Origin of the sequence: Dysgonomonas sp., from assembly GCF_035323175.1 — a bacterium.
Lineage (GTDB): Bacteria > Bacteroidota > Bacteroidia > Bacteroidales > Dysgonomonadaceae > Dysgonomonas.
On record NZ_DAOKYH010000003.1, the window covers coordinates 75469 to 88183 of the forward strand.

The following is a 12715-nucleotide window of genomic DNA, read 5'->3' on the forward strand; positions in this document are numbered from 1 at the left end:
TAAGAAAGACTCCCGACTCATTTTAATAAAAGAGATATTTATTAGACAAAAATAGAGATCGTTTACCTATTTATCAGGATATAAACTACGGAGAAAATAGCACTTTTCAACGTTTTTCACTATTGCGATATTGCAGCGGTGTAGAGTGGGTATATTTTCTAAAAAAGCGAATAAAATAAGAAGATGTCTCAAAATTAAGATGCTCGGCTATTTCAGATACAGACAAACTGGAATAGGCCAGCTTCTTTTTTGCTTCCGCAAGTATCTTATTCTGAATATAAAGCTTTGCATTTACACCCATCGCCTTTTTCACGATTGCATTCAGATAATTGGGTGTTATACACAGCTTGTCGGCATAATACGCTGTGTCGTGAAACTCCCTGAAATCTTTATCTACCGCTTCTACAAAAGAGTCGACATGCCTGCTCGGCGTTACTTGCATTTCGCCTTCAACTTCATTTTGCTTTTTGTATTCACGGTCGAGGAGCATGAGTATTTCATAAAGCAATGCCCTTAATATATGTTTGTCTTTCGACTGATAGTCTTGTATTTCGGCTGTTATATTGCCAACTAGATATGCTATCCGCTCCTTTATAGCAGTAATATCTACCTTATGAATCTTTCTTTGTGTTCCGAAATACGAAAGGCTTTGCAGAAAGAGCGGATCATTGAAAAAAGAAAGTAGAAATTCACCTTCAAAGATTAGTGCATAGCCATCCGGCGTATTTTCGCTTTTTATCCATGCACGCACATCTCCCGGCTTTGAGAAAACGACATCGCCACGATCCAACGTGTATTTGCTATTGTTGAGACCAAACTCCACATTATCACTCTCTATAAAAGTAATGTCATAATAAGATAATGTGTGTACAGGATCTTTTTGTATATACTTCTGTATATCCGCAAGCCTGACAACATCGATAAGGAGTTCTTCTCCGTATTTTGTTTTATGAAAATTATATAGAGGTATTGATTTCATTCGTTTTAACAATATACAAATCTACAAAAAATCGTTACAGATGATACGAAGCAAAAGCAAAATTCATTTCTGCCTGAAATTAAAATAGACTTTTACAAAATGTAACTTTTTTCTTTTATAGAAAATCTTTAACTTCGAAGCTAATATCATCAAATAAATATCTGATATACATGAACATTAAATTGCTGCAAACCGACATCCTATGGCAGAAGCCTGAAGCCAACAGAGATCATGTCGAGAATTTGATAGATTCGTTATCAGATTCTACAGACCTTGTCGTTTTACCCGAAATGTTCACCACCGGTTTTTGCACATCGCCCAAAGGTGCTGCCGAAAAGGCTGATACAGACACACTGCTGTGGATGCAATCCATTGCCTTACGCCGCAATATGGCTTTGGCAGGAAGTGTAGCCACCGAAGAGAATGGAAAATACTACAACCGTCTTTATTTCGTCAAACCCGACGGAAGCTATGTGACATACAACAAACGCCATCTGTTTACCTTTGCGGGAGAGCATAAAGAATACACCGCCGGAGAAGAAAGAGTCGTTGTAGAATACCTCGGTTTCCGCATTCTGTTGCAGATATGTTATGATGTGCGCTTTCCTGTTTATTCGCGCAACAGGGGTGACTATGATATGATAATATATGTAGCCAACTGGCCTACCGTACGTTTGGATGCATGGAATACCCTAGTGCGAGCCCGTGCCATAGAAAACGTTTGTTATGTAGCAGCCGTAAACCGTACGGGAAGTGACCCTTATGTACAATACAGCGGAGGAACAGCCCTTTATAACTTTATGGGAAAAACCATCGCCGAAGCCGGAGCAGAAGAAGGTATTGTAAGCGGAACAATCGATATGCAGGATTTAATCAGGTTTAGAAGTAAATTTCCTGCGTTACAAGACGCAGATCAATTTAAACTAATATAAGATTTTGTCAAACGGAGAGACGAAGCATCTCATCCGTTTATCGCAAGAAATCCTTATTTCTTACAACTGCAATTTGTTAAATCGAAACAATCTCAAGCAACAATAATTTTTGAAGGCATTCATCACCTCATCAAGGTAATTAGCTTATTACTAAGCAAAATATGTTGTTTAACATATAAAAAACATCACAAAACAAGCATGGAGGCGAGCCAAATGTTAATTTAACTCCTCCATTGTTATTTTTACTTAAAACGTTTTTTTAACGGTAAGAAAATCAACAAAAAATAGATAGTAAAAGGATTAAATTTTGTAAATTCAAAACAATTTTTAGTTCGGAGCGGAAACTGATAAACAAACATATTTTCAGTTGGTATTTTAGGGAGAGAGTATGTTTGTTATTGTCTATCTAAATACAATTTTTTATCATGAAAAAACTAAAAAATGTTGGTCTACTGATTGGTCTGCTTCTTGGTGTTAACCTATCTACGTTTGCAAGCGAAGCCGACCTGGCGATTCCTGATCTCCATGAGGGCACCTTCCACATCTTTGGAACTGCGATTACTTCATGGGATTTTTTATTTTATGGTGCACTGATCATTGCTGGAACATTATGTTTCAGTCTTCTCTTGTTCCGTCAGGTCAAGAGATTACCTGCTCACGACTCTATGCTCAAAGTTGCTGCTACTATTTACGCCACTTGCCGGACATATCTGATCCAGCAAGGTAAATTCCTTCTGATGTTGTTTGCATTGATTGCCCTTGTGCTATGCATCTACTTCTTCGGATTGATCGGGCAGTCTTTCGGAGTTGTTATCCAAGTCTTGTTATTCTCGGTTGTGGGTATGGCAGGGTCTTATACTGTAGCATGGTTTGGTATTCGCGTAAATACCTATGCCAATGCACGCACCGCATTTGCTTCGTTAAAAGGACGTCCGTTGGATGTCGTTAATATACCGTTGAAGGCCGGCATGAGCGTCGGTCTGTTCCTCATCTCTCTTGAGCTGGTACTTATGGTTATTATTCTTCTTTTTGTGCCTCGCGAAATAGTAGGTATCTGTTTCTTGGGATTTGCTATTGGCGAATCGCTTGCAGCAAGTGCCTTGCGTATTGCCGGAGGTATCTTTACTAAGATTGCCGACATCGGTTCTGACTTGATGAAGGTTGTTTTCAAGGTGAAAGAAGACGATCCTCGTAATCCGGGTGTGATAGCCGACTGTACGGGCGACAATGCCGGTGACAGTGTAGGCCCTACAGCCGACGGATTCGAAACATACGGTGTAACAGGGGTTGCTCTGATTGCATTTATCACATTAGCCGTAGAAGATCCGCATATTCAGGCTAAACTGATAGTATGGATATTCGGAATGCGTTTCTTGATGGACTTCTTGTCAGGCTGTGCATTCTTTATCAATCAGGCTATATCGAAAAGACTATACGGAAATAAAAAGGAATTCGACTTCGAATCTCCTTTAATGCGCCTCATCATTATCGCTGCTGTTCTTTGTATCTCTGCGAGCTTCTTTATGAGCCACCTATTGCTAGGCGATATGGTAGAAATCACAGGCAACCCGGCAAATGGCAGCCTTTGGTGGAAATTGGCAATTATTATCAGCTGCGGTACACTTGCTGCGGTATTGATTCCTGAGTTTACGAAGTTCTTTACCAGTTCCAAATCGAAACATGTGAAAGAAATTGTAACCGCTTCTCGCGAAGGAGGCCCGTCACTGAATATCCTATCGGGTATTGTAGCCGGTTATTTCGGAGCATTCTGGACAGGATTGCTCATCGCAGCTCTGATGACAGGTGCATTCTTTACCGCACAGATGGGATTGGATGCCATATTAGGCCCTCACGCCTCTATCTTCGCATTCGGGTTGGTTGCATTCGGTTTCTTATGTATGGGCCCTGTAACCATTGCCGTAGACAGCTATGGCCCTGTAACAGACAATGCCCAATCGGTATTCGAATTGTCGCAAATAGAAAGCATTCCGAATATATCTGAAGAGATAAAGAATGAATATGGTTTTACGCCTAATTTCGAAAACGGAAAACATTTTCTCGAAGCAAATGACTCGGCAGGTAATACCTTTAAAGCTACAGCTAAACCGGTATTGATCGGAACAGCCGTAGTAGGTGCTACAACGATGATATTCTCCATTATTCTACTGCTCGAAAAAGTAGGTTTATTGAAACTGTCCCTAACCGATGCTCCGGTACTTCTCGGGCTGATCTGTGGTGGTGCTGTTATCTTTTGGTTTAGCGGTGCTTCTATGCAAGCCGTTACCACAGGAGCTTACCGTGCTGTAGAGTTCATCAAACGCACATTCGACATCACAAAAAAAGAAGCCGATATAAAGGACTCTATCGCCGTGGTGAAGATTTGTACCCAATATGCACAAAAAGGAATGTGGAACATATTTATTGCCCTTATTTCGCTTACATTGGCGTTTGCATTCCTCGATCCGAACTTCTTTGTGGCTTACCTTGTGTCTATCGCCGTATTCGGATTGTTCCAAGCCATCTACATGGCAAATGCGGGAGGTAGCTGGGATAATGCTAAGAAAGTAGTAGAAGTAGACCTGAAAGAAAAGAATACCCCTCTGCACGAAGCGGCAGTAATAGGAGATACAGTGGGCGACCCATTTAAAGATACCTCGTCCGTATCGTTGAACCCTATCATCAAGTTCTCTACCCTATTTGGTCTGTTGGCAACAGAAATCTGTATAGAAATGCGCTCCAACCCTGACAGCGATTATTCTATATTTATCGCTATACCATTCTTAATTCTGGGCTTGGTATTTGTTTGGCGCTCATTCTATCGGATGAGGATTCCGATAAAGACTGCATAACAATTTGATGTAAAATATTGAAGTTTGTATATAATAAATAGGGATAATCGGTAAAGATTGTCCCTATTGTTTGTTTAGGCGATTAGTCTATCGGCAGTTCTGTGGATATGGCAATCCTGTTCCAGCCATTGATAACTACCGCAGCCATTATTACCTCAGCAAGTTTAGACACTCCCAATATCTTTTCTGCTTGTTGATATGTTTCAGCCGAAACACCGCCTTTGCTGATAAGGGTAACCTCTTCTGTCAGGCGAAGTATTGCCTTCTCGCTTTCAGAATATAAGTTACCTGCTTCATGCCATGCGTTCAACAAATAGATACGTTGTTCGGTTTCCCCGATTTTACGAGCATCACGGGTATGCATGTTCAGGCAAAAGGCACAACCATTGATTTGCGAAGCTCTTATTTTAATCAACTCCTTTTCGATAGGAGTCAGAGATGTTTGTTGTAAAGCATTTTCCAGAGACATCATTGCTTTGTATAGTTCGGGAGCAGCTTTGTACATATTCAATCTTTTATTTTCCATTTTCGATATCTTTTTTTGAATTAGTAATACAAAATTAGCCATTCCGATAGACTAGAATCTTAAACTGGTTTAAGAAAGAGATCTTTCTCTATCCATCGACAGAAAAAGAGATTAAAAAAACATAATCTTATGAAAAAGAAGCTATTTCAAAGGGGTTCTCAATCTCACAGATTGAAAAAAACGGCTTTTTTTCGTATATTACTAGCGTGATTAAAAAATAAATATATTATGGCATTAAAAGAAAAGATAAAAAAACTGGCAACTGTAAAAGCAGGGCCTTGTGTTAGTATCTCTCTTAATACACACAGAACACGCCCTGCCAGCGATAAAGATAAAATATTGTTGAAAAACCTGCTTTCGCAAGCAGAAAAGCAAATAGTTGCCGAATATGGAAAAAGAACAGTAGCTCCCCTTCTGGAGAAGATAGCGACTGTAGAAAATAGAGTGAACGAGAACAACAATCTCGATAGCCTTCATGTATTCTTATCGAACGATACGGAGGAAATCATCAGAACGTCGTGGACTGTACCCGAAGATAGGCTAAACATTCGAAGCACGTTCAATCTGCGCCCCCTAATAAAAGCATACAACCGCAGCAAAGAGTACCTGATACTTGTATTATCGCAAGGAGGGGTACAGCTATATAAAGCATTAGGAGACGGAATTGAAGAAGAAGTAAAGAGCGATGGATTTCCGTTTGAAGGATCGCCGTATTACATACCCAACAGGGCAGAGAGAAGCAATGCTAAACGTGTAGACGACCTCATCCGTGAGTTCTTCAATCAGGTTGATAAAGCAGTGGTGAAAGTGAATCAGGAAACCGAGCTGGAGTGTGTTGTTGTTTCTACCGAAGAGAATTTCAGTAGACTGATGCAAGTAGCCGATAAGCCCGACATCTATATAGGATACACATCGATAGACTACAACAACTCGAAGCCGCACGATGTAGTCAAACCCGGCTGGGAGATAATGAAGCAGTATATGCATGAACACAGGTCGGAAGCCATTGTAGAAATGAAAGAAGCAATATCGAAGCATAAAGTTCTTACCGATTTGCAGGAAATCTACAGGGCTGCAATAGATGGAAATGGCGAGATGTTGATCGTATACGACAAGTTTTCGCAACCCGTAAGAATGATAGATGAGCGAAACTTCGAACTGGCAAAAGAGGCGAATCAGCCGGACGTAATCGATGATATTGTGAGCGATATAGCATGGGAAGTGATATCGAAAGGCGGAAAAGTATTTTTCACCATGCAAGACGAAATAAAGGAATTGGACAAGATAGCCCTTAAAACAAGATATTAAGTTATGTAAAAGTGGCATCTTCCCTAAAAAAATAAGCGGATATCAAATGAATGATATCCGCTTATTCATACACATAGACTGCTTGCTTATAGTATATATTAGCTCATAGAGCAGTTAATCGGTTTCAATTGTTTGAAGAAGTCGTTACCCTTGTCGTCTACCAAGATGAATGCAGGGAAATCTTCTACTTCTATTTTCCATATCGCTTCCATTCCCAATTCAGGATATTCGAGGCACTCAAGGCTCTTTATGCTATTCTGAGCAAGTATTGCAGCCGGACCGCCGATACTTCCCAGATAGAATCCGCCGTGCTTGTGACAAGCGTCTGTTACCTGTTGGCTACGGTTACCTTTAGCAATCATTATCATGCTGCCGCCATTAGCTTGGAATGCGTCTACATACGAGTCCATACGTCCCGCTGTAGTTGGTCCCATCGAACCGCTTGCATATCCTTTAGGCGTTTTTGCAGGCCCTGCATAGTAGATCGGATGATCTTTGATGTATTGAGGAAGCCCTTCGCCCTTATCGATACGCTCCTGAAGTTTAGCATGGGCAATATCACGTCCTACGATGATTGTACCGGTGAGTGACAAACGTGTAGAAACAGGATATTTAGACAGCTCTTCAAGTATTTCTTTCATCGGACGGTTGAGGTCTATTTTCACACCTCCTGCTTCGCCGGCATTACGCAATTCTTCGGGAATAAGCCTTGTTGGATTATCTTCCATTTTTTCGAGCCATATACCGTCTTTGTTGATCTTTCCTTTTATATTTCTGTCGGCCGAACAAGAAACACCCATGCCCACAGGACAAGATGCACCGTGACGAGGCAAACGAACCACACGGATATCGTGAGCAAAGAATTTACCGCCAAATTGCGCTCCAAGTCCAAGCTCCTGAGCAGCCTTCAATAATTTGGCTTCCATTTCCAAATCACGGAACGCACGTCCGCCCTCGTTACCCGAAGTAGGAAGACCATCATAATATTTAGTAGAAGCCAACTTAACGGTTTTAAGATTGGTTTCGGCTGATGTACCGCCAATAACAAATGCGATATGGTAAGGAGGGCATGCTGCTGTACCCAACGATTTCATTTTTTCGATCAGGAACGGCTCTAGTTTCTCAGGCGTAAGCAATGCTTTTGTTTCCTGATAGAGATATGTTTTGTTTGCAGAACCACCACCTTTAGCTACAAAAAGGAATTTATATTCATTTCCGTTTACGGCATACAGGTCTATTTGCGCAGGCAGGTTCGTTCCTGTATTCACCTCATTGTACATATCCAGAGGCGCATTTTGCGAATAGCGCAGGTTGTCTTCGGTAAATGTATTGTACACACCCTTCGACAAGGCTTCCTCGTCGTTGCCGCCTGTCCACACATTTTGTCCTTTCTTACCCATAATGATGGCTGTCCCTGTATCCTGACAGAAAGGGAGCACCCCTTTTGCCGAAATCTCGGAGTTGCGCAGGAATGTAAGCGCCACAAATTTATCATTGTCGCTGGCATCGGGATCAGACAATATCTTTGCCACTTGCTCTTGATGCTCGGGGCGTAATAAGAATTCTACATCGTGAAAAGCATGTTGTGCCAGTAAAGTAAGAGCTTCAGGTTGTACTTTCAATATCTCTTGTCCTTCAAAATTAGCTGTAGAAACATGATCTTTCGAGAGTAAATAATACTCTGTGGTATCCTTCTCTAATGGAAACGTCTCTTGGTACTTAAATGATGGTGTTGCCATGATTAATATTTTAATAGTTGATTTATTTTACGCAAAAGTACGAAAATAAAGGCAGTGTTTCAAGCATAAGAAGTTTATAAAAAATTAAAAAGCCACCTTATTTATACTAAAAAATGTAAGACCCATTATCATTCACGAAAAATCTTGTATATTTGCGCATTATATACTTAAGTAAAAGAATATTGACGTATATATAAATTTCAAAAGCGAACACAAACAAATGAATTTAAGCAAATATATCATACTCGTTTTGATAACATCATTACTTCCTTTTTTAGCTTATGCCCAGAAAAAAGGAAACAAATATATAGTGACTACAAAAGACACAACGCTGATCGTTAGCAACAGAGGCGAAAAAGACCCCCAGAACAAATTTTTGTTTAATAAAATGGGAGCGGATGCAGATTCCGTTTCAGCTATCCTAAAGTCAGACTATAACTCGCTGGAAGGTGCACTTATGGATATCGACAGGCTGATAGGACAAATAGAAAAAGACCAGATTCTGTTGAAAACGGGCAACACAAGCTTAGCTTATCGCCTATCGAGAGCAAATATAGATAGCCGCGACAAAGAAAAGAGAGCACGCATAATAGCGGATAGCATCCAGCAGGAAATGCTGAAAAAATCTGCCGACGAATTGGCTCAGGAATATGTTAAGTACGGCAACAAACCTTTATACTTTATCAATGGTACAAGGGTACAGTCCGAAGTTGTAGATCGACTATCACCTAACGATGTAATTAAGCGTGATTTTATAATACAAAATGCAGCATCGGGCAATCCGAATGGCGAAGTATGGATTACCGTTACCGACAAGGCAATCAGCAAGCTCAATCTGTGGGCAACCGAAAAGAGCTCCGACAATTATGTGTATCCGTCACCGATAACGCCAACGGTGAATACCAAAACAACAGACAGAAAAGAGGAAAAAGCACCTAAACGTTCTGTAAGAAGAATAAAGGCAGACAGGGCAGAGCAATATAACGACAATCAACAGACTGTAACATCGCCTGTATATCAGCCCGAACCGACAACGACAGAGCAAAAAACGAACAATCCCGCTCAGCAACCGACACAAGGTGCAGGAGATAAGAATATTAAAACAAAGAAAGATAACACCTCAGTACTTAGTGGCGACCGCCGGACTATCGTAAGAGCCAGAACGGTGAACAACGAGGAGGTGAAAGTAAACGAGCCTGAAGGCAATACAGAAAACCAATCGAATTAGAAGGTCTGATCTAAGACACTGGAAATAACAACAGGAAAGTGCGTATACTCAAGTGTATGCACTTTTTTTGCGACATCTTCATAGGTATCGCTTTTCAGCACAGGGCATTTTGCCTGAAAAATAATAGCCCCCTCATCGTAATTCTCATTCACATAATGTATCGTGATGCCTGACTCAGCCTCTCCGGCTTCTACCACAGCCTTATGAACATTGTCGCCATACATCCCTTTACCGCCGAATTTGGGTAAAAGCGCGGGATGGACATTCACTATCTTACCGGGATATGCTTCTAATATATTGTCGGGAACTTTGAGCAAGAAACCTGCGAGAACAATAAAGTCTATTTTATTCTCTTTCAGGAAATCGATCACATTATCAGATGTTTCGAACTCGTTTTTGGAGAAGGTAACCGATTGTATTCCCAGCTTCTTTGCACGCTCGTGCACATAAGCATCTTTCTTATTTGATATTATAAGCGGAATGGAAACAGTATTACTCTCTGCGAAGTAGTTTGCTATGTTCTCGGCATTAGACCCTGAACCTGAGGCAAAAATAGCGATTTTAATCATGAGTGTTTTTTAGCGATTATGCACACAAGTAAAAAATATGTGCAATTTTAACTATTTTATCCATAAAATATTTGTAACATATAGATAAAAAACTGTTACTTTGCATCGACAAAATTAAAAATAAAAAATTTATTATTAATCAAAACTAAAAATTATGTCAGAAGTAGCATCAAAAGTGAAAGCAATCATTGTTGATAAGTTAGGTGTTGAAGAGTCTGAAGTTACTGATACTGCTAGCTTTACAAATGACTTGGGAGCAGATTCACTTGACACAGTAGAATTAATCATGGAATTTGAAAAAGAATTCGGTATTTCTATTCCAGATGATCAGACTGAAAAAATCGCTACAGTGGGAGATGCTATCTCTTACATTGAAGCAAATGCAAAATAATCTTTTTTCCAATAGTCATTTATGGAATTTAAAAGAGTAGTAGTAACAGGTCTAGGCTCGGTAACTCCGTTAGGCAACGATGTCCCAACTACTTGGGAGAATGCTTTGAAAGGAATGAGTGGGGCTGGACCTATTACTCATTTTGATGCGTCAAAATTTAAAACACAGTTTGCTTGCGAAGTTAAAGATTTCGATCCGTCAGGATTGATGGATAGAAAAGAAATCCGCAAGTGTGACAGATATACATTACTGGCTATCGGTTCGTCCGAAGAAGCCATAAAAGATTCAAAACTTGATTTTGAAAATGAAAACTGTGACAGAATCGGTGTTATATTTTCGGCAGGTATAGGTGGTATCAAGACTTTTGAAGAAGAAGTTGCATATTACTATACTCACGAAGATATGGGACCTAAGTTCAACCCGTTCTTTATCCCTAAGATGATTTCGGATATTGCAGCCGGATTGATTTCGATACGTCACGGTCTTCGTGGACCTAACTTTGGAACTGTTTCTGCCTGTGCTTCATCTACACATAGTTCTATCATCGCATTCGACCAAATCCGTTTGGGCAAGGCAGATGTAATGGTAGTCGGAGGAGCAGAAGCAGCAATCACTCCAGCGGGTGTTGGTGGTTTTAATGCAATGACAGCTTTGTCTACACGTAACGATTCTCCTCAAACAGCATCTCGTCCGTTCAGCAAGAGCCGCGACGGGTTTGTAATAGGAGAAGGTTCGGCATGTCTTATTTTCGAAGAATTGGAGCATGCACTTGCACGTGGAGCAAAAATATATGCTGAAGTTGTAGGAGGCGGAATGTCTGCCGACGCTTATCACCTCACAGCGTCACACCCCGAAGGACTGGGAGCGAAACTAGTAATGAAAAATGCGCTTGAAGATGCCCACATGAACCCAAGTGAGCTTGATTACGTAAACGTACATGGAACATCAACTCCGGTTGGCGACCCATCAGAAATCAAAGCAATCAAAGAGGTATTTGGTGAGCATGCTTATAACCTGAATATCAGTTCTACAAAATCCATGACAGGTCACCTTTTAGGTGCTGCGGGAGCATTGGAAGCAATCTTCTGCGTACTGTCGGTACAGAATGATATAATTCCGCCAACAATCAATTTCACCGAAGGAGACGAAGATACTGAAATTGATTATAAGCTGAACCTAACATTTAATAAGGCTGAGAAAAGGACTGTAAACGCAGCACTCTCAAACACATTCGGTTTTGGAGGACATAATGCTTGTATAATAGTAAAGAAGTTCAAGAAATAAGTCGCGTGCTTAGAAAGATATATCGTGGAATAAGGCTTCTTCCTAAAAGAGGGAAGGAGCCTTATGTTTCTTTTTACAAAATATTTGGGTTCTATCCATACAACATAACGCTCTATGAGCAAGCTCTTTTGCACAAATCGTCTTCTATAAAGTTGAAAGACGGCAAATGGATCAACAACGAGCGGCTCGAGTTTTTGGGCGATGCCATCCTCGATGCTATTGTTGCCGATATTGTATTCAAGGAGTTTGAATATAAGAAGGAGGGATTCCTTACCAATATGCGTTCGAAGATCGTCCAACGTGAAACTTTAAACAAATTAGCACTCGAACTGGGTATCGACAAGCTAATAAAAACATCTGCCCGCAATACAACACCCAATACCCACATGTATGGTAATGCACTGGAGGCATTGATAGGTGCTATCTATTTAGATCAGGGATATAGGGTGTCAAAGAAGTTTGTTCTCGAACGACTCATCAAAGAACACCTGAATATTGATACAGTAGCCGAACAGGAGGCAAACTACAAGTCGCGACTGATAGAATGGAGCCAAAAGCAAAAAATATCAGTCAGCTTCGATCTCGTCGACAGCTTTGTAGACGAAAATAACACCCCTATTTTCAAAACTGCCGTTGTGATACTCGGCGAGCAAGCCGGATTGGGTACAGGCTACTCGAAGAAAGAATCGCAACAAAAGGCAGCAAAAGAAGCTTTCAACAAGCTTCAACGTGACAACAATTTCCGCAACCACATACTGCAACTGTACGAGAAACAACAACAATTGCAAAATGAAGTATATGTGAATATGCAAGACAAAGCGGAAACGGAAGTGGAGACGGAAGCCAAAACCGAATCCGAAGCGGTTTCGGAAAAGTAACTCTATATTTCATCCTTCATTTTAGCAATATT

The 12715-nt window shown here is 40.6% G+C and carries 11 protein-coding genes; 7 read left to right on the forward strand and 4 right to left on the reverse strand.

The features are described 5' to 3' along the window. Positions 1–106 precede the first annotated feature (106 nt). Positions 107–979, reverse strand: a complete 873-nt coding sequence (locus tag PKC55_RS06025; RefSeq protein ID WP_291127022.1) for an AraC family transcriptional regulator — start codon at positions 977–979, stop codon at positions 107–109. Positions 980–1149: 170 nt separating this feature from the next. On the opposite strand from PKC55_RS06025, the gene PKC55_RS06030 reads away from it, so the two are divergent. Both PKC55_RS06030 and PKC55_RS06035 read left to right on the forward strand, forming a co-directional pair. Then, on the forward strand, positions 1150–1911 hold the full coding sequence (locus tag PKC55_RS06030) for an amidohydrolase (protein ID WP_291127020.1): 762 nt from the start codon (positions 1150–1152) through the stop codon (positions 1909–1911). A 425-nt stretch (positions 1912–2336) separates the two neighbouring features. After that, positions 2337–4760, forward strand: coding sequence for a sodium-translocating pyrophosphatase (locus PKC55_RS06035; protein ID WP_135104623.1), 2424 nt, complete (start codon positions 2337–2339; stop codon positions 4758–4760). Between the two features lie 82 nt (positions 4761–4842). Here the strand turns inward: PKC55_RS06035 and PKC55_RS06040 are convergent, their stop codons facing one another. Beyond that, positions 4843–5286: a carboxymuconolactone decarboxylase family protein gene (locus PKC55_RS06040; RefSeq protein WP_252638358.1), complete on the reverse strand. Its 444-nt coding sequence runs from the start codon at positions 5284–5286 to the stop codon at positions 4843–4845. A gap of 228 nt (positions 5287–5514) precedes the next feature. On the opposite strand from PKC55_RS06040, the gene PKC55_RS06045 reads away from it, so the two are divergent. After that, complete coding sequence (locus tag PKC55_RS06045; protein WP_324372291.1) at positions 5515–6594, forward strand: baeRF3 domain-containing protein; 1080 nt, start codon at positions 5515–5517, stop codon at positions 6592–6594. 98 nt (positions 6595–6692) lie between these two features. Here the strand turns inward: PKC55_RS06045 and PKC55_RS06050 are convergent, their stop codons facing one another. Further along, positions 6693–8333: a fumarate hydratase gene (locus tag PKC55_RS06050; RefSeq protein ID WP_135104620.1), complete on the reverse strand. Its 1641-nt coding sequence runs from the start codon at positions 8331–8333 to the stop codon at positions 6693–6695. Between the two features lie 220 nt (positions 8334–8553). Here PKC55_RS06050 and PKC55_RS06055 point away from each other — a divergent pair, with 220 nt between their 5' ends. Then, positions 8554–9561: a hypothetical protein gene (locus PKC55_RS06055; RefSeq protein WP_291124961.1), complete on the forward strand. Its 1008-nt coding sequence runs from the start codon at positions 8554–8556 to the stop codon at positions 9559–9561. Here the strand turns inward: PKC55_RS06055 and purN are convergent. After that, positions 9558–10130, reverse strand: coding sequence for a phosphoribosylglycinamide formyltransferase (gene purN / locus PKC55_RS06060; protein WP_291124959.1), 573 nt, complete (start codon positions 10128–10130; stop codon positions 9558–9560). The genes PKC55_RS06055 and purN overlap by 4 nt on opposite strands. A 154-nt stretch (positions 10131–10284) precedes the next feature. Here purN and PKC55_RS06065 point away from each other — a divergent pair, with 154 nt between their 5' ends. Genes PKC55_RS06065 through rnc form a run of 3 tightly spaced genes read left to right on the forward strand, consistent with a single transcriptional unit; the run spans position 10285 to position 12683 of the window. After that, the gene (locus PKC55_RS06065; RefSeq protein ID WP_135104617.1) at positions 10285–10521 is read left to right on the forward strand and encodes an acyl carrier protein; all 237 of its coding nucleotides are present in this window, start codon (positions 10285–10287) and stop codon (positions 10519–10521) included. A gap of 21 nt (positions 10522–10542) precedes the next feature. Further along, positions 10543–11805 carry a beta-ketoacyl-ACP synthase II gene (gene fabF, locus PKC55_RS06070; protein ID WP_135104616.1) on the forward strand — a complete coding sequence of 421 codons (1263 nt, stop codon included), beginning with the start codon at positions 10543–10545 and terminating at the stop codon, positions 11803–11805. A 5-nt stretch (positions 11806–11810) separates the two neighbouring features. Continuing rightward, a complete protein-coding gene (gene rnc / locus PKC55_RS06075) occupies positions 11811–12683 on the forward strand; it encodes a ribonuclease III (RefSeq protein ID WP_283686734.1) in 873 nt (290 codons plus the stop codon). Positions 12684–12715 lie beyond the last annotated feature (32 nt).